Here is a 17,623-nt window from a genome sequence, read left to right on the forward strand (position 1 = left end):
AACTCCCCATATCTGGAATCGCGATACCCAACGGCCTTCGTGGCATATGGTTCCGGGCGGCCGGGGCTGGTGAACGCGCGGCGGATGTCGGTTGGGCCGGCGCGGCCTATCTCCTTGTTTTGGCCCGCTTTCCGGCCGTCCAAGAGATCGCGACAGAGCTTGAATAATCGTAACCTATTGCATTTAATATCGAATATCGGCTATATTGAATGGATATTCAATAATAACGGGGCGATCCATGACGCAGCCGATGCTGGACGCGCGGATACCGAACGATTGGGACCGCAGGGGCCTTCCGGGCTGGAGCTATCACAGCAAGGCCCTGCTGGAGCTCGAAAAGGAACATGTCTTTCGCAGCCACTGGCAGATCGCCGGCCATGTCAGCGACGTGGCCGAGGCGGGCGACTACCTGACGCTCGACATGGTGGGCGAGCGCGCGCTGATCGTGCGCGGCAAGGACGGCGTGGTGCGCGGCTTTCACAATCTTTGCCGCCATCGTGGCAGCCGGGTGGTGGCGGAGGAGCGCGGCAGCTGCAAGGGCGCGCTGGTTTGCCCGTTTCACGGCTGGGTCTACAATCTGGACGGCACGCTGCGGGGCGCCGCGCGGCCGCGCAGCTTTCCCGAGCTGGACAAGGTCGAGTTCGGGCTGAAGCCGCTCGACCTCGAAGTGTGGATGGGCTTCATCTTCGTGCGGTTCCGGCCGGGGCCGCAGCCCTCGGTCGCGGAGCTGATGCAGCCGGTCGAGGACGAGATGGCGCATTACCGTTCCGAGACCGTGGTGCCGACCACAGGCATGTGGACCCAGGAAAGCCCGGTCAACTGGAAGTCGGTGCGCGACGTGGACAATGAAGGCTACCACGTCGCCATGGCTCATCCCGCGTTGCAGGATCTCTACGGCGCGACCTATTACGACGAGCCCTTCGTCAACGGGGTGTCGCGTTCGTTCGCGAGCTTCAACAAGCAGCCCGGCCGGCGCTGGAGCGTCAAGCGCTACGTGCAGCTTTCACGGCAGCCCGACCATCTGCCGGAGCATCTGGGCCGCGCGTGGGTCTATTACGGCATCTTCCCCAATGCGGTGATCGCGGTGACGCCGGAATCAGTGCAGTTCTATCAGGAGTTTCCGCTGGCGATCGACCGTACGCTGCTGCGCGGCGCGGTGTACCGCTATCGCGACGAGGATCGGCAGGCCGCAGCCGCCCGCTACCTGTCGATGCGGATCGACAGGGACACCACGGCCGAGGATGTGCAACTGACCATCTGGTCCAACGAATCGATGCGCTCGGAGGCCTTCGACGGGTTCTTCCTGTCCGATCTGGAATATGGCGTGCGCACGCATCACGATCATCTGCGCGCGGCGCTGCCGGTGCTCGATCTGGAGGATGCGCCGGACGAGAAGGATATTGCCGGGCTGAACGCGGCGATGGCGGCAAGAAGGTTTTAGGGCCGCCTATTTCCTGTGGTTTCCCGCCAGCGCTGCAGTGATGCCAAGGCCGATGAAGACGATGCCCGTGACCCAACGCTCGGCCTTAAAGTAGACCGGGCTACGCTTGAGCCATCCACCCAAGGCGCCGGCCGCAAGCGCGTAGCAGCTGTCGGTCACGATGCCGAAGACAGTGAAGAGCAGGCCAAGGAACGCGATCTGCATCGCGACTCCGCCCAATTCGACCTGGACGAACTGTGGCAGGAAGGCCAGGAAAAACAATGCCGTCTTCGGGTTCAACAGGTTGACGACGAAACCCTCGCGAAAGAGTTTGAGGTGGCTGACGGCTGGTTTGATCCCGTCCGTCTGAAGCGGGTCGGTGGGGCCGAATATCTTGCGCAACCCGATCCAGATCAGATAGGCAGCGCCGGCATACTTGACGATGCTGAACGCGAGCGCCGACGAAGCGAGGATGGCAGAGAGGCCCAGCGTGGCGGCGGCAACGTGTACGAGCGTTGCGGTGTGGATACCGAGGATCGAGATAAGTCCCGCCGTAGGGCCCTGCTCCACCGAGCGAGCAAAAATGTAAAGTACGGCGGGACCGGGAACGACCAGCAGAACGAGGGCGGCGGCGATGAACAGGCCCAAGCTCGCCGCGCCGGGCACTATGAACTCCATAGCACAGTCTCCGAAGGTGGCATGCCGGCACAGCAAGCCTCGTTCGCGAGCCCGCTGTCAATCCGCATTCGTACCAAGTTATCCTTGCCACAGCCCTTCGGCGCGCAGGTCGTCCATGGTGCGCGAGATGCCCTCGTGCAGGATGGCGACCATGTCGTCGATCTGGTCGCGGGTGATGATGAGCGGCGGGCTCATCACACACATGTGGATCAGCGGACGCACCAGCAGGCCCAGTTCGTGGCAATGGGCGTCGATGCGCTTGCCGACCTCGTTGTCGAGCGCAAGCGGGTTCCTGCTTTCGCGGTCGGCGACGCATTCGACGCAGGCCATGAGGCCAAGCCCGCGCACCTCGCCAACGAGGGGCAGTTCCTCCAGCGTCTTCAGCCGTTGCTGGAAATAGGGCGCTATCGCTCCGGCGTGTTCGAGGATGCCGTTTTCGAGCAGATCGAGGTTCTTCAGCGCCACGGCGCAGCCTACGGGGTGGCTGGAATAGGTCAGTCCGTGCGCGAACATCGCGTCGGCATGGTTGGAGCGGCGCATCTCCTCCACCAGCGCGCCGGAGATGACGACGCCGCCGAGCGGGAAATAGCCCGACGTGACACCCTTGGCGAAGGTAATCATGTCGGGCTCGATGCCGAACACATCCTTCGAGGCGAAGACGTGGCCCAGCCGGCCGAAAGCCGTCACCACCTCGTCGGCAATGAAGAGGATGTCGTTCTCGCGGCATATGTCGCGGATCGCCGGCAGATAGCCCTCGGGCGGCACGATGACGCCGCCCGACGCCATCACCGGCTCGCCCACGAAAGCGCCGATCCTGTCGGGGCCGATCCGCTCGACCGTGTCGCGGAACTCCTGCACGAGAAGGTCACGGAACGCCTCGACGCTCATGCCGGCAGGGCGACGGAAGGGGTCGGGGCAGGAGAGCTTGACCACGAGGCCGTCGGCCCCGTCCATCCAGTCGCGGTCTCGCGGACGGCCGTTGAGCGAGGCGGAAAGATAGGTGGAGCCGTGGTAGGCGCCGCCGCGCGACACCACCATCTTCTTGTCGGGGCGGCCGCGAACGTTGTTGTAGAACTGCATGAAGCGCAGCGCCGTCTCGACGGCGGAGGAACCGCCGGTGGTGAAGAAGACGTGGTCGAGGTCGCCCGGCGCATGGGCGGCAATGCGTGCGGCAAGCGCGGCCGACGGCTCGTTCATCGTGTACCACGGGGTGTTGTAGGACAGCGCCATCGCCTGCTCGTACATGACCCCGGCAAGCTCCTGGTTGCGGTGGCCGACATTGGTGCACCACATGCCGGCAGGGCCGTCGATGAGCCGCCGGCCCTCGCCATCGACCACGTAGATGCCGTCGCCCTCGCCGATGAGGCCGCGCGCTTCCGCGCCGATCGAACCGGCCACCGGCCATGGCTGGAGAAGGTGGCGGCGGGCAATTTCCTCCGTCGTATTGGCACGTGGCCGGCCAGCCTGCACCATCGATTGTTTCCTGATCGCCGCCATTGCGCCTGCACCTCGGGTCATCGTTTATCGACTTGGTGAAATGGCAATCGCCAACTAGTCGAAATTACGAAGTTAATCGTCTTATATTGAATATCCGTTCAATCAATATCGCAGAGATGCCCCTTGATTTCAATCCGGTTATGCGCTCTGCTCGCTCCAACGACAGGCATTGTCGGCCCGGTGGCCGCGATGCAGCAGGAACGGAAACCGGCGAGGCAATGGAAAGCCTGCATTCGACCGTCATCGAACCCGCACCGGGTGCGCTCCAATGACGGCGGCCGCGGACAGCGCCCGTCCCGTCGAGCCTGGCGTCTTACCGCGGCGTTCCTTCCTGCAGGGCGAGCAGGCGCAGGGCCTCGCCCTCATCAGCCCGACCTTCCTCTACGCCTTAATCCTGCTGCTTCTGCCGATCCTCGTGGTGATCGCGCATTCGTTCTGGACGCAGGACTATCTGACCATCGACCGTACGTTGACGTTGGAGAACTACCGCGAGGCGCTGACCGAGCCGATGTATCGCGACCTGCTGATGCGCTCGATGGCGATCTCGTTCGCAGTCAGCGTCGCGACCGTGCTGCTTGCCTATCCGGTGGCCTATTTCATCTCGTTCCACGGCGGGCGGCACAAGAATTTGTGGCTGTTCATCATCATGGTGCCGTTCTGGACCAGCTACCTTCTGCGCGTGATGGCGTGGAAGGTGATCCTCGGCTATCAGGGCGTCCTCAACACCGGGCTCGTGGGCGTGGGCATCATCGACGAGCCGTCGAACGCCTTCCTCTACAACACCACCGCCGTGGTGATCGCGCTGACGCATGCGTGGGCCGCCTTCGCCATCCTGCCGATCTACGTCGCGCTTGAGAAGGTCGACCGCTCGCTGCTGGAAGCGGCGCGCGACCTGGGTGACGGGCCGGTGCGGACCTTCCTGCGGGTGACGCTGCCGCTATCCATGCCCGGCGTGATCGCGGCGCTGCTGATCGTGATGATCCCGACGGTGGGCGACTACGTCACGCCGCGCCTCGTTGGCGGCACGGAGGGCGTGATGATCGCCAACGCCATTCAGGCGCAGTTCGGCCGGGCGGCGAACTGGCCGCTGGGTGCGGCACTGTCGGTGACGACGATGGTGGCGGTGTCGGCCATGGCGCTGGTTGCCGTCTTCATCCTGCGCGCTGCTGCGAGGCTGGCGCGATGAATGCCGTGCTGCGCAGGGCCGCGATCAACTGGCTGCCGGCCTATGCGGCGCTCTACATCCTGTTTCTGTACGGGCCGGTGCTGCTGCTGCCGCTGTTCTCGGTCAACGATTCCGCGACGCCGACCCTGCCGTTCGCCGGCTTCACATGGAAGTGGTACGAGCAGCTCTGGGGCAACCGCGAGATGATAAACGCGGCCTGGAACAGCGTGCGCGTCGGGCTCGCAGCGGCGATCCTGTCGACGGTTCTCGGCATCTGCGGCGCACGGGCGGTGACGCGCTACCGCTTTGCCGGAAAACGGGCGATGAGCGGCCTCATCATGGCGCCGCTGGTGCTGCCGGAGATCATCGTCGCCATCTCGCTGCTGCTGGTGCTGCTGGCATTCGGCATGAGCCTGTCGCTGGTGACCGTCACGCTGGGCCATGTGCTGATCTGCCTGCCCTATTCGATGGTGGTGCTGATGTCCGGTTTCGAGGGGTTCGACAGGAGCCTCGAGGAAGCCTCGGCCGATCTGGGCGAAACCGCATTCGGCACGTTCCGCCGTGTCACGCTGCCGATGGTGGCGCCGGCCATCCTTGCCAGCCTGCTGGTGTCTTTCACCATCTCGTTCGACGAGTTCATCGTCGCGTTCTTCCTCAGCGGGACCGACCCGACGCTGCCGATCTACATCTGGGGGCAGTTGCGCTTCGCCTCGCGGCTGCCGGCGGTGCTGGCGCTGGGAACGATCATGCTGATCGGCTCCTTCCTGCTCGTCACCATCGCCGAATTGCTGCGCCGGCGCGCGGTCGCCCGGACCAAAACCGACGGAGGCCTTTTTGTCTGACCGCCCGATGATCGAGGTGCGCGACGTGACGCGCAGCTACGGCAATTTCAAGGCTTTGGACAATGCGTCGCTGACGATACGCGAGGGCGAGTTCTTCTCGCTGCTGGGCCCGTCGGGATGCGGCAAGACCACGCTCCTGCGGATGATCGCCGGGTTCGACACGCCCACCAATGGGGCGATCCTCATCGACGGCCAGAAGATGGCGGGCATCCCCGCCAACCGCCGACCCACCAACATGGTGTTCCAGAGCTATGCCATCTTCCCCCATCTCAATGTCGAGCAGAATGTCGGCTACGGGCTCAAGCGACTGAGGCTGGAGAAGGCCGAAGAAAAGCGCCGCGTCGACGAGGCACTGGCACAGGTGGAACTGGGCGGGCTCGGCAGGCGCGGTGCGGGCGAACTGTCGGGCGGCCAGCGCCAGCGCGTCGCGCTTGCCCGCGCGCTGGTGATGCGGCCGAAGGTGCTGCTGCTCGACGAGCCGCTTTCGGCGCTGGACAAGAAGCTGCGCGAGCAGATGCAGGTGGAGCTGCGCCATCTCCAGCAGTCCGTCGGCATCACCTTCGTCCTGGTGACGCACGACCAATACGAGGCGCTGGCGATGTCCGACCGCATCGCGGTGATGTTCGGCGGCAGGATCGCGCAGGTGGATACGCCGAAGCAGGTCTACCAGCGCCCGGTCAACCGCCAGGTCGCCGACTTTCTCGGCGGCATGAATTTCGTGCGGGCCAGGATTGTCGGCGAGGCGGAGGGGCATATCGTCGTGGACACGCCGGGGTTCGGGCAGGTGCGGGCCGAACGCCCGCGCCAGTTCGCGCCGTCGAACGGTTCTGCGACGCTGGGTATCCGGCCCGAGCGCCTGCGTGTCCTGTGGGATGAGGAGACGGCCAAACATCAGGTCTCCGGCACGGTGGTGGACCGGCATTATTTCGGCGAGATCACGCATCTGGTGGTGGAGATACCGGGTTTCGAGGCCCCGCTGTCGGTGACCGAGACCAACAATTTCGGCGCGGACGACATTCCCGTCGGCGCGCCCATCAGGCTCGCCTACGATCCCGACGCGCTCGTGGCTATGGCGGATTGAGCCCTTGGCGTCGATGGACGATGAACCACGCGGCCTGCGCAGATTGTCGGTGCGCGAATGCGACGAGTTCTGGGTGGGATATGCGGCGTTGCGGCCGGGGTTGCGGCTCTTGCGCGGAAACCACTATTCGCGCTGGCGCGCCGTCGCGGGCACGGACCTCTTCATCGCGCTTTACCTGACCAATCGCAGCGTCGGCATGTTCGTGCGCGGCGAGCGCGGGCTTTCGCTGAAGGGCGCGTCGCGGTTTCTGTCGTTGCACGAGCCGCGCCTGTCGGCTGCTCTCGGCGTCGAGCCGCTGGCGGACGGATGCCCCTATCTCAGCCGGCTGCCGAACGCCACGACCGACCGGGCGACATGGCCGGCCGCGCGCGAGTGGCTGCTGGAACGCGAAGCGTTCTACCACGATACGCTGGCGCGCATCGTCGGCGGGATCGAGGAGTGACGATCCCGCCCTCGGGTGGTCAGTATCCCGCCTTGATCCGCTCGAACTCGGCGATGAGCTTCGCCTTCGTCTCCGGCGGCAATGGGCTCGAGAACAGCGTCTTGTCGACAAAGGCATCGAGGTCGCCGTAGCCGGTGGCGTCGAGGACCTCCGGGTCGATTTCGGCCATGCCCTTTGCGTTGGAGTGGCCGTAGCCCCAGTCGTTGACGAGGTAGCTTGCAACCTCGGGCGTCAGGATCGAGTTCAGGAAGTCATAGGCCTTGTCCGTGCTGCCCGGCGCGTCCTTGAGGTGGACGTAACCGCATACCCAGGTCGAAAGGCCTTCATCGGTGTCGCGCTTCATCGCCACCGGAACGTCGTCGGCAGCCAGCGTCGTCGCCGTCTCGTTCCAGGCCCATGCCAGATCGACCTCGCCGCCGGCCATCGCCTGCGAAAGCTCGGTGTTGTCGAGCCAGTAGATGCGAACGTTCTTGTGCACCTCGCGCAGGAAGGCGGATGCCGCGTCCCAGTCCGCGTCGGTCATCTTCGTCCAGTCGGTGTGGCCGGTGGCCAACGCCGCCAGCGCGTAGGCGTCGTCGACATTGTCGGGCAGCGAGACGCGGCCTTCGAACTTAGGATCGGCAAAGGCCTTGAGCGACTGGATTTCGGCTTCCTCGACCTTGTCGGTGCGGTAGGTGACGAGCGTGTTGCCCCAGTCGAAGGGCAGGAACCAGGCATTGCCTTCGGCATCGGTCATCAGGTTCGGCATGGCCTTCAGACCGGGCAATATATCGTCCCAAGCCTCGATGCGGCTGGTGTCGAGCGGCTGGAGAAGGCCGGCATCGCGCCACTTGAGGGTGTTCTGCGAGCAGGGGTGGGCGAGATCGGCCCTGAAGCCGGCGCGCAGCTTCTCGAACGCCTCGTCCTCATCGCCGAAGAAGGAGAACGTCGGCGAGTCGCCGTTCTTCTCGACATAGGCGGGGTGGAAGCCGGGGTCTTCGTAGCCGGCCCAGTCGAACACCGTCAACTCGCCATCCGCCGCAAGCGCAAGGCCTGCCGTGCCGGCGGCGAGCGCGGCGGCCAGCGCCAGCGTGATCTTCAGTCGCCTGCTTTCGTTCAGCATTTTCATGTTGCCATCTCCCGTTGCAGTTCGTGTTCCCGTTCTTGCTCGTCGTCAGCCGGCCTTTCGCGCAAAGTGCCGTGGAAAAAAGGCGGTCAGCATGGTCTTGGCCGCGTCGTGCGCCTTCTCGCGCGTGATGTCTCCGCCCCGCAGCATCAGCCGCAGCCACAGACCTTCGAGCGTCGCCTCGATCGCTATCGCCGTCTGGCGCGCATCGAGCGCGTATCCGCCAGCCTCGATCATCTCCGCACACAAGGCTGTCAGCGCCTCGTGGTAAGCTTCGTCACTGGCTCCGCACAAAGCCTGATAGGTCGGGCGCGACCGTGCTTCGCCCCAGAAGGCGCACCAGGCGGTCAGCTTCCTGCGGTTGCAGATCGCGCGGTCGAAATCGGCGCCCACGAGCGCCGCAAGCCGCGCCGCAGGTTCCGGCCCGGCCTTGCCCAGCGCCCCGCGCCAGTGGGCGGAATATTCCTCCGCCATGTGCTGCAAGGTGGCGACGAGCAGCTTTTCCTTGCTCTCGAAATGGAAGTTCACGATGCCGCGAGACAGGCCAGCCCCGTCCGCCACGTCGGCCATCGTCGTTTCGGAATAGCCGCGTCTGGCAAGCGAATCGATCGTCGCCTCGATCAGCTGCAGCCGCCGCGTTTCCTTGGAGGCCTTGCGGCCACGCCTTTCGCCTTCGGCGGGCCGGGCCGCCGTCGCCGCATCGTTCTTCATCAAGAGATCCTGTTCCAGCATGCCGGCGCTTCCTCAAACCGGCTTTCGTCCACGCAGATGAGTGGGCCGGTGCTCGCCCGAGTCAAGCACCTTCTGCATGGCTGTCCAGGTACGGATGTTCTTGTCGACATAGGCGCTGCCGACCGCCGCGGAGACCGTGTCGTAGAGGGGGCCTTTCAGCCGCTCAAGCTCGCCGCGCGCAACCTCGCGATACCATCCGTTGCGGTCCACGGTGACGACATCGACGAAGCCCGCGCGCTCCATGGCCTGCCGGTAGCGGGCGGGCGAAGCCATCGAAAAGGAGAGGCCTTCCGCCTCGATATAGGCTTTCATGTCCGGGCTGGGCTCTTCGTCATGTCCGATCATCCAGTTGGAGGCCGCAAAGGTGCCCCCCGGCTTCAGGAGGCGGAATATCTCGCCAAACAGGGCGTCCTTGTCGGGCACGTGAAGCAGCGCGTCCTTGGAGAAGACCACGTCGAACGCGCGATCCGCGAAGGGAAGGGGACCGGGCGGGCTCTGAACGAAGGTGACGCGATCGCCGAGGCCGGCCGTCTCCGCAGCCCGTCGCGCGTGGGCTACGACCGGTTCCTCGACATCGAAGCCGGTGACGTGCGCGGCGTTGTGGGCTCTCGCCAGATGCAGCGTGATGCCGCCCGCGCCGCAACCGATGTCGAGCACGTTCCTGCCTGAAAGGTCGATGCCTTCGAGAACCCGGTCCACCTCGTCGGGCCCGCCGGGCGAGAGGTAGCCCTCGCCCCACAGCGCCGCCAGAAAGCGTATCGCCGTGTCGTCGTATTCGGCTTCATGTGCGTCGGTCATCATTCATCCCGTCGCTCGAATTTCGGCTCAAAGCCTAACCCACATTGATGAAAACGCAATCGTGTTTGTTGAACATTCATTCAAAATGGATGGACAGGGCCGGGTTCGCCGTGCCAGATTTCCCCCATCAAGGGGGATCTTTGCGGCTGCTGCATGAAGACCTATGACGCTATCATAATCGGCGCGGGCCACAACGGGCTGGTCAATGCCTGCTATCTCCAGCGCGCCGGGCTCGACGTTCTGGTGGTGGAGAAGAACGACTGGATCGGCGGCGCCGCCGTGAGCCGCGAACTGACGCCGGGCTTCCTCTATTCCAACTGCTCCTATGTCTGCTCGCTGTTCCGGCCGGAGATCATGCGCGATCTGGAGCTGCCGAAACACGGACTTCAGGTCATCGCCTATGAGGGCGGGGCGGTGCTGACGCAGGATGGCGACTATCTCGCCAGCTACCGCGACCACGACGCCCACCGGCGCGAATATGCCAGATGGTCGCCGCGCGACGCCGAGGCCTATGAGCGTTATGCCCGCGACGTGACGCGGCAGTGCCGTTTCATCCAGCCGTTGCTGATGCGGACCGCGCCCGACCCGACCAGCTTTCGCCCGCGCGACGTTTCGGAGCTGGTCTATCTGGGCAGGAAGTTCGCCGGGCTGTCGGCACAGGAGATGGCCGAGATGCTGCGCTTCTGGACCATGTCGATCTCGGACTTCCTCGACGAGTATTTCGAGACGGATGTCATCAAGGCCTATCTGGCGCTGTCGGGGATCATCGGCACCGCGCTCGGCCCGATGTCGCCGGGCACGGCCTATGTGCTGCTGCATCACTACATGGGCGAGGTCGACGGCTCGGTCGGCGCGTGGGGCTATGCGCGCGGCGGCATGGGCGCGGTGACGCGGGCGCTGGCCGACTCGTTTCGCGCATCGGGCGGGACGATCCGCACCGAGGCCGAGGTCGAGCGCGTGCTGGTGAAAGGCGGGGAAGCGAAGGGTGTCGTGCTTGCCGGCGGGGAGGAAGTGCTTGGCCGCCTCGTCGTCTCCAACGCCGATGTTAAGCGAACCTTTCTCAAGCTGGTGGAGGAAAAGGAACTGCCCGACCCGTTCCTGCGGCGGGTGCGCAATTTCAAGATCAGGGGATCGTCCGGCAAGGTCAACATCGCGCTGGATTCCATGCCGGAGTTTCCGGCGCTGCCGAAGGACAGCCCGTGCCTGCGCGGCGACCTGCATTTCACCGACAGCGTCGAGCGCATGGAGCGCGCCTATGACGACTGGAAGGCCGAGCGCTGGTCGGCCGATCCTTTTCTCGACATGGTCATGCCCACTACGCTGGACCCGACGATGGCTGCGCCCGGCAAGCATTTCATGTCCTGCTTCGTGCAGTATTGCCCGCCGAAGGTGGACGGGCGCGACTGGACCGATGCCGACCGCGATGCGTTTGCCGAAACGGTCATCTCCCAGATCGCCGACTATTCGCCGGGCTTCCGCGACCGCATCGTGCATATGGAGGTGCGCACCCCGCGCGAGCTGGAAGCCGAGGTGGGGCTTACCGAGGGCAACATCTTCCAGGGAGAACTGACCTTCGACCAGCTGCTCTTCAACCGCCCCGTGCCGGGCTATGCGCAGTATCGCTCGCCGGTGAACGGGCTCTACATGTGCGGTTCCTCGACCCATCCCGGCGGCGGCGTGATGGGCGCGCCGGGGCGCAACGCGGCCGCCGAAATCCTGCGCGACCTGAAGAAGCCGACGAAGCATATGAGCGAAGCCCATGACGTCATTTGACGACATCGTCATCGGTGGCGGGCACAACGGGCTGGTTGCCGCGACCGTGCTGGCCAAGGCCGGTCGAAAGGTGCTGGTGCTGGAGGCCGAAGACGAGACCGGCGGGGCTGCGCGCAAGCACGAGTTCCATCCCGGCTTCCGGGTGTCGTCGGTGGCGCATGTGCTCAATCGCCTTCACCCCGATGTGGTCAAGGCGCTGGAACTGGACAGGCTCGGCCTGACGCTCGAAGGCCGTACGATGCCGACGATCGCGCTCGCGCCTGATGCCGGGCCGGTCGTGCTGCGCGGCGCCTATGGCGAAACGGTCGATGGTCTCTCGCTTTCCGACGCGGCCGGATGGGCCGAGCTGCGCGCGCTGCTGTTTCGTCAGGTGGGCGTGCTGAAGCCGCTGCTGGCGCGCCGCGCGCCCGATCTGGAAGCGATGTCACTGTCGGAGAAGCTGGCGCTCGGCGGCGTCGCGCTGTCGCTCCGGCGGCTCGGCAAGGAAGGCATGCGCGACTTCCTGCGCATGCTGCTGATGAACGTCGATGACGTGACCGGGGAGTTCGTCGAAAACGATGCGCTGCGAGGCCTGCTGGCGTTCGATGCGGTGCAGGGCAGCCATCTGGGGCCGCGCTCGCCCACCTCGCTGATCGGCCTCTATTTTCGTCTGGCAGGTGAAATCGGCGGGGCCGAGGGAGGCCAGATGCTGCCCAAAGGCGGCATGGGCGCGGTGATCGAGGCGATGCATGCGGCAGCCGAGCGGCGCGGCGTGACCATCCGCGCAAAAGCGCCCGTGAGCCGCATCCTGATCGAGAAGGGCAGGGCTGTCGGGGTCGTTCTGGCCGACGGCGAGGAAATCCGCGCGCGGACGGTGGTGTCGGCGATCAACCCGCGCACGACGTTTGCCGATCTCGTCGGGCCGCGCGAGCTGGACACGGGCTTCCTGCGCAAGATCCTCAATGTGCGGATGAAGGGCAACGTCGCGCGGCTGTATCTGGCGCTTGACGGCGTGCCGAGTTTTGCGGGCGTGGCGGCGGACGACCATGCGGGACGGTTGGTGATCGCACCGTCGAGCAACGCGGTCGAAAATGCGTTCAACCCTGCCAAGTATGGCGAGTTCTCGCCCGAGCCGGCGATGGAGATCGTGCTGCCCAGCCTGTCGGACCCCTCGCTTGCGCCCGGCGGTGCGTGCGTGCTTTCGGCCAATGTGCAGTTCGCGCCCTATGCGCTCAAGGGCGGCTGGGACAAGGGAAAGCCGAAATTCCTCAAGGCGATCGTGGCGCAGCTGGAGCGATGTGCCAAAGGTATCGGCAAGACGATCCTTGCCAGCGAACTGCTGACGCCGGCCGACATCGAGGCACGGTTCAGGATGCCGGGCGGGCACTGGCACCACGGCGAATTGCAGCCCGACCAGATGCTGATGTCGCGTCCCGTCTTCGGCGCGGGCGGCTACGACACGCCCATCGACGGGCTCTATCTGGCGGGTGCCGGTTCGCATCCGGGCGGCGGGGTCTCCGGCGTGCCGGGCATGAACGCGGCGCGGCGCGTGCTGGCGGAGAAATAGGATGGCGAAAGCAACCAAATCGACCTCCGCCCGTCGCGATGCGCAAGCGCACATCGAAATGCTGCGGCTGGAAACGCCCTTCCATCCCCGGCTCGAAGCGCTGTCGCAGCAGAACGACTGGTACACATGGGCAGGCTACAAGGCGCCGCTTTCCCTGTGGGACGAGGAGCTGGAATATTTCGCCATCCGCAGCCAGGCGGCGCTGTTCGACATCTCCCCGATGGTAAAATACCGGATAGAGGGGCCAGACGCCGAAGCCTTCTGCAACCGGCTGACCCTGCGCGACGTGGCGAAGCTGAAGCCCGGACGGGTGCACTACACCGCATGGTGCGACGAGAACGGCCATGTGCTGGACGACGGCACGTTGTTCCGGCTGTCGGCCGACCGGTTTCGTCTGTGCTGCCAGGAACGGCATCTGCCGTGGCTCATGGATTCCGCCATAGGCTTCGACGTGGAGGTGGAGGAGGAAACCGAGACGATTGCCGGCCTTGCGCTGCAGGGGCCGACATCCTTCGCGGTGTTGCGGGCCGCCGGTCTCGACGGTGTCGAGAGGCTGAAGCCGTTCGATCTCGCTACTTTCCCGCACAAGCGGGGGACGGTGACCATCTCGCGCACCGGCTTTACCGGCGATCTCGGCTACGAGCTGTTCGTCGATGCCCGCCAAGCGCTGTCGCTGTGGGACCGGCTGATGGAGGCGGGCCGGGTGCACGGCATCCGCGCCATCGGCTACACCGCCCTCAACCGCGCCCGCATCGAGGCGGGGTTCATCGTCGCCAATGCCGATTTCGTCACGGCGGAACATGCGGTGCGGGCCGACCGCGTGCGCATGCCCGACGAGATCGGGCTCGGCTGGATGGTGGATAGGGAGAAGGGCCATTTCAACGGCAGGCGCGCCATCCTGAAGGCCCGCGAGAAGGGGGCCCTTCGCCATGTGCTCGTCGGGCTGGAGGTGGAGGGCAACGTGCCGGCCGAGCACGCCATCGTCTATCACAAGGGCAAACGTGAGGTCGGGCTGGTGTCGGCCGCGATCTGGTCGCCGACGGCCAAGCGCAACATCGCCATCGCGTCGCTCGACCGGCCCTATGGCGATACGGTCACGGACGATCTGTGGGTCGAAATCTATGCGATGCGCGAGCTTCGCTATGTGAAACTGATGAAGCGGGCGAGGGTGGTCGAGCGCCCCTTCGTCAAGCTGGCGCGGCGCAGCGCGACGCCGCCGGGCGACTTCTGATGGACCCCGAGAGCGATGCGGAATGGCGCGCCCAGTGGGCGCTGGTGACCACGCCGTTGGGCGAGGAATGGTCGGGGCGCGCGCGCTATGCGGCGGCCATGTATTTCTACAAGAAGGGGGAGATGAGCGCCGAGGCGCTGGAGGTCTATCGCCTCTGCTCGCGCCTCGACAATGAAGACCCCCTGCCGATCATCCGCCAGCGCGGGATCGGCAAGGGGTGGCTCGAGCGGTTCGATCAGGCCTGACCGAATCGCTATTCGGCGTTCCTGAACTTCACCTTGCGGCGTTCCCGCAGCGCCGCGACGACGCCCCAGATGAGCAGGCAAGCCGTGATGGCCATGACGGTGGCGCTGATCGGCCGGTCGATGAAGGTCATGAAGTCGCCGCGCGACAGAAGCATGGCGCGCCGGAAGTGCTCCTCCATCAGCGGGCCCAGCACGAAGCCCAGCAGCAGCGGGGCGGCCGGCCAGTCGAGAATGCGCATCATGTATCCGATGAAGCCGAAGAACACGACCAGCCCGACCTCGAACGAGGACTGATGCACCGAATAGGTGCCGATGCAGATGAACACCAGCACGGCCGGATACAGCAGATGATAGGGGATGGTCAGCAGCCGCACCCAGACGCTTATCAGCGGCACGTTGAGGATGACCAGCATCACGTTGCCGATCCAGAACGACATGATGAGGCCCCAGAACAGTGACGGCTGCTCGTTGACCAGGCTCGGCCCGGGCGCGATGCCGTGGATCATCAGGGCGCCGAGCATGAGCGCCATCGTCGGGCTGCCGGGAATGCCGAGCGAGAGCGTCGGGATGAAGGCGGTCTGGTCGGCCGAGTTGTTTGCCGATTCAGGCGCCGCGATGCCCTCGACTGCGCCCTTGCCGAACTTCTCGGGATGGCGAGAGATACGCTTTTCCGCAGCGTAGGCGATGAAGGCCGCCACGGACGGTCCCGTACCGGGCAAGGCCCCGAAGAACGCTCCGATGGACGAGCCTCGCAGGACCGGCCCCGCCGAACGCTTGACCTCGTCGCGCGTCGGCTTCATCGCGCGAAAGGTCACGCTCTTTGGATCGATGCTGCTCGTGTGCACGTTGCGCACGGAGGCGATGACTTCGGAGACGCCGAAGATGCCCATGGCGAGCGCCACGAGGCTGATGGCGTCGGTCAGTTCCAGCGTTCCGAAGTTGAAGCGCGGGGTGCCGGTGTAGATGTCCGCGCCCACGCATCCGAAAAGGATGCCGAGAACGACCATGGCGAGCCCCTTGATCGCCGACCCGTCGGAGATGGTGGAGGCCGCGACGAGGCCCATCACCATCAGCGCGAAATATTCGGCCGAACCGAAGCTGAGCGCGTAGGTGGCGATCACCGGCCCGAACAGCATCAGCAGAAGGATGCCGATAGAGCCGCCTGCAAACGAAGACAGAGCGGCCGTCAGCAGCGCCACGCCGCCGCGGCCCTGACGCGCCATCGGATGGCCGTCCATGCATGTCACAGCATTGGCCGGCGTGCCGGGAATGTTGAGCAGGATGGCGGCGATCGACCCGCCATAGGTGGTGCCGTACCAGATGCCGCCCAGCATGATGAGCGCCGTGGTCGGCTCAAGATAGAACGTGATCGGCAGCAGCATCGAAATGGCCGAGATCGCGCCCACGCCGGGGATGACGCCGATGATCGTGCCGATGAACACGCCGATGAAGCAGTAAAACAGGTTGGTGGTCGAAAGCGCCGTGTTCAGGCCCAGCGCAATGTTGGAAAAAAGGTCCATCCTTGCAGCTCCTTCAGAACGGCCAGCGATACATGGCCATGGGCAGGCCAAGACCGACGCGGAATATCAGCCACACCATCAGACAAAGGGCAGCCGACAGCAGGACGAGGGTGACCGGACGGAAGCGAAGCTCGGCCAGCGAGGAGATCACGGTCACGCTGACGATCGCGGGAAAAAGCCCGAAGGGGCGAACGAGCAGGGCGAAGGATGCAACGCCCAGCAGCACGAAGAGCGGTGTCCACAAGCGGATTTCGAGCTTTGTGCCCGTCCGGAAGAATGCGGGTATGGCGACCGCGATGCCGAAACCGGCAAGGATCAGGCCCAGAATCATCGGAAACATGCCGGGCCCCATCCGGCGGAACGTTCCCGTTTCGTAGTGCTGGCCGGCGTACCAGGCCACCCATAGGCCGAACACCAGCAGAATGGCCCCGCCTATGATGTCTCTGTAGTCGCGCGAAAGCATTGTCGTCCTTCCTCCCCTTAAAGCCCCGCCCTATCGGTTTTCGCCCGCGCCGGATGAACCGACGCGGGCGATGCGAAGATCAGGCAGAAAGCCGTTCGTCAGTTGGCGTAGACCCCGGCCGCCTCGATGATCGGACGCCACAGGTTGATCTCGGCTTCCAGCTTGGCCTTGAGCGCCTCAGGCGTCGCGTCTTCCTGCGACGAGGGCGCGGTGCCCAGATCTGCGAAGCGTTCGATCACCGTCTCGTCCTGCAGAGCGACCTGCAGCGACTGGCTCAGCCTTGCGACGACATCCTCGGGCGTGCCCTTGGGCGCGTAGACGCCGTGCCAGATGGTGACCTCGAACCCGTCAAGGCCGCTCTCGGCGGCGGTGGCGATGTCCGGCAGGGCGTCGAGACGCTCCGGCACGGTCACGGCGAAGCCCTTGATGGACCCGTCGCGGATCTGGTTCGTGGTGTTGGTGGTCTGGTCGCACATCAGATCGACCTGGCCGCCCATCAGGTCGGTGAGCGCAGGGCCGGTGCCCTGATACGGGATGGTCGTCATCTGCGTGTCGACTGCGTCCATGAACAGGAGGCCGCACAGGTGAGACGCCGCGCCGATGCCGGCATTGGCGTACATCACGTCCTCGCCGTTCTCGCGCACGTAGGCAACGACTTCTTCCATCGAATTGGCTTCGAGATCGGGACGGCCGACCATGACCATCGGCACCTCGGTGACGAGGCCGACATGTTCGAAGTCCTCGATCGCGTTGTAGGGCAGCTCGCGGTAGAGGGTCGCGGTTGTGGCCATGCCGATATGGTGCAGCAACAGCGTGTAGCCGTTGGCTTCGGCCTGGGCGACGCGCGCAGCACCGAGCGTGCCGCCGGCACCGCCGACATTCTCGACCACGACCTGCTGGCCGAGATCCTGGCTCATCGCCTGGGCGACGAGACGGGTGACCGTGTCGGTCGGGCCGCCAGCGGCGAACGGAACCACGATGGTGATCGGCTGGGCGGGGAAATCCTGCGCTGCCGCAATCTGGGGTGCGAGGGTGAGCGCGGTGGCGACGCCAAGCGCGGCGATAAGCTTCTTCATTATGATCCT

The 17,623-nt window shown here is 65.1% G+C and carries 17 protein-coding genes; 9 read left to right on the forward strand and 8 right to left on the reverse strand.

Translation table 11 applies throughout. The annotated features are described in order from the left end of the window. Nucleotides 1-238 precede the first annotated feature (238 nt). The gene (locus tag FY036_RS03500) at nucleotides 239-1,441 is read left to right on the forward strand and encodes an aromatic ring-hydroxylating oxygenase subunit alpha (RefSeq protein WP_148913316.1); all 1,203 of its coding nucleotides are present in this window, start codon (nucleotides 239-241) and stop codon (nucleotides 1,439-1,441) included. 6 nt (nucleotides 1,442-1,447) lie between these two features. Here the strand turns inward: FY036_RS03500 and FY036_RS03505 are convergent, their stop codons facing one another. Both FY036_RS03505 and FY036_RS03510 read right to left on the reverse strand, forming a co-directional pair. Continuing rightward, nucleotides 1,448-2,098 (reverse strand): LysE family translocator, encoded by a 651-nt coding sequence (locus FY036_RS03505; RefSeq protein ID WP_148913317.1) that lies wholly within the window; start codon nucleotides 2,096-2,098, stop codon nucleotides 1,448-1,450. Between the two features lie 78 nt (nucleotides 2,099-2,176). Then, nucleotides 2,177-3,571, reverse strand: a complete 1,395-nt coding sequence (locus FY036_RS03510; RefSeq protein ID WP_201744690.1) for an aminotransferase — start codon at nucleotides 3,569-3,571, stop codon at nucleotides 2,177-2,179. Nucleotides 3,572-3,863: 292 nt separating this feature from the next. Here FY036_RS03510 and FY036_RS03515 point away from each other — a divergent pair, with 292 nt between their 5' ends. From FY036_RS03515 to FY036_RS03530, 4 genes are read left to right on the forward strand one after another with little or no spacing between them, the layout of a single operon-like run. Beyond that, nucleotides 3,864-4,781 (forward strand): ABC transporter permease, encoded by a 918-nt coding sequence (locus FY036_RS03515; RefSeq protein WP_148913318.1) that lies wholly within the window; start codon nucleotides 3,864-3,866, stop codon nucleotides 4,779-4,781. Beyond that, on the forward strand, nucleotides 4,778-5,602 hold the full coding sequence (locus FY036_RS03520) for an ABC transporter permease (protein WP_148913319.1): 825 nt from the start codon (nucleotides 4,778-4,780) through the stop codon (nucleotides 5,600-5,602). The genes FY036_RS03515 and FY036_RS03520 overlap by 4 nt, the downstream gene beginning before the upstream one ends. Before the next feature lie 7 nt (nucleotides 5,603-5,609). Beyond that, complete coding sequence (locus FY036_RS03525; protein ID WP_148913407.1) at nucleotides 5,610-6,683, forward strand: ABC transporter ATP-binding protein; 1,074 nt, start codon at nucleotides 5,610-5,612, stop codon at nucleotides 6,681-6,683. 13 nt (nucleotides 6,684-6,696) lie between these two features. Beyond that, nucleotides 6,697-7,125, forward strand: coding sequence for a hypothetical protein (locus FY036_RS03530; RefSeq protein WP_148913320.1), 429 nt, complete (start codon nucleotides 6,697-6,699; stop codon nucleotides 7,123-7,125). A gap of 19 nt (nucleotides 7,126-7,144) precedes the next feature. On the opposite strand, the gene FY036_RS03535 is transcribed toward FY036_RS03530, so the two are convergent. The 3 genes from FY036_RS03535 to FY036_RS03545 are packed head-to-tail and all read right to left on the reverse strand — an operon-like array spanning nucleotide 7,145 to nucleotide 9,760. After that, the gene (locus tag FY036_RS03535) at nucleotides 7,145-8,227 is read right to left on the reverse strand and encodes an extracellular solute-binding protein (protein WP_407941124.1); all 1,083 of its coding nucleotides are present in this window, start codon (nucleotides 8,225-8,227) and stop codon (nucleotides 7,145-7,147) included. Between the two features lie 51 nt (nucleotides 8,228-8,278). Beyond that, a complete protein-coding gene (locus tag FY036_RS03540) occupies nucleotides 8,279-8,962 on the reverse strand; it encodes a TetR family transcriptional regulator C-terminal domain-containing protein (protein WP_407941121.1) in 684 nt (227 codons plus the stop codon). A gap of 12 nt (nucleotides 8,963-8,974) precedes the next feature. Beyond that, nucleotides 8,975-9,760 carry a class I SAM-dependent methyltransferase gene (locus FY036_RS03545; protein ID WP_148913322.1) on the reverse strand — a complete coding sequence of 262 codons (786 nt, stop codon included), beginning with the start codon at nucleotides 9,758-9,760 and terminating at the stop codon, nucleotides 8,975-8,977. A gap of 153 nt (nucleotides 9,761-9,913) precedes the next feature. On the opposite strand from FY036_RS03545, the gene FY036_RS03550 reads away from it, so the two are divergent. Genes FY036_RS03550 through FY036_RS03565 form a run of 4 tightly spaced genes read left to right on the forward strand, consistent with a single transcriptional unit; the run spans nucleotide 9,914 to nucleotide 14,555 of the window. Continuing rightward, on the forward strand, nucleotides 9,914-11,533 hold the full coding sequence (locus tag FY036_RS03550; protein WP_148913323.1) for a phytoene desaturase family protein: 1,620 nt from the start codon (nucleotides 9,914-9,916) through the stop codon (nucleotides 11,531-11,533). Continuing rightward, entirely contained in the window at nucleotides 11,520-13,079 is a 1,560-nt protein-coding gene (locus FY036_RS03555) for a phytoene desaturase family protein (RefSeq protein WP_148913324.1), read from the forward strand. Before FY036_RS03550 ends, FY036_RS03555 begins: the two co-directional genes overlap by 14 nt. A gap of 1 nt (nucleotide 13,080) precedes the next feature. Then, nucleotides 13,081-14,310 carry an aminomethyltransferase family protein gene (locus FY036_RS03560; RefSeq protein ID WP_148913325.1) on the forward strand — a complete coding sequence of 410 codons (1,230 nt, stop codon included), beginning with the start codon at nucleotides 13,081-13,083 and terminating at the stop codon, nucleotides 14,308-14,310. Next, complete coding sequence (locus FY036_RS03565; RefSeq protein WP_148913326.1) at nucleotides 14,310-14,555, forward strand: hypothetical protein; 246 nt, start codon at nucleotides 14,310-14,312, stop codon at nucleotides 14,553-14,555. The genes FY036_RS03560 and FY036_RS03565 overlap by 1 nt, the downstream gene beginning before the upstream one ends. 8 nt (nucleotides 14,556-14,563) lie before the next feature. Here the strand turns inward: FY036_RS03565 and FY036_RS03570 are convergent, their stop codons facing one another. The 3 genes from FY036_RS03570 to FY036_RS03580 form a co-directional block, all read right to left on the reverse strand. Next, nucleotides 14,564-16,075: a tripartite tricarboxylate transporter permease gene (locus FY036_RS03570; RefSeq protein WP_148913327.1), complete on the reverse strand. Its 1,512-nt coding sequence runs from the start codon at nucleotides 16,073-16,075 to the stop codon at nucleotides 14,564-14,566. Between the two features lie 13 nt (nucleotides 16,076-16,088). Then, nucleotides 16,089-16,538 (reverse strand): tripartite tricarboxylate transporter TctB family protein, encoded by a 450-nt coding sequence (locus tag FY036_RS03575; RefSeq protein ID WP_148913328.1) that lies wholly within the window; start codon nucleotides 16,536-16,538, stop codon nucleotides 16,089-16,091. Between the two features lie 98 nt (nucleotides 16,539-16,636). After that, the gene (locus tag FY036_RS03580; RefSeq protein WP_148913329.1) at nucleotides 16,637-17,614 is read right to left on the reverse strand and encodes a tripartite tricarboxylate transporter substrate-binding protein; all 978 of its coding nucleotides are present in this window, start codon (nucleotides 17,612-17,614) and stop codon (nucleotides 16,637-16,639) included. Nucleotides 17,615-17,623 lie beyond the last annotated feature (9 nt).

Source organism: Neoaquamicrobium microcysteis (genome assembly GCF_008180155.1).
Classification (GTDB): domain Bacteria; phylum Pseudomonadota; class Alphaproteobacteria; order Rhizobiales; family Rhizobiaceae; genus Aerobium; species Aerobium microcysteis.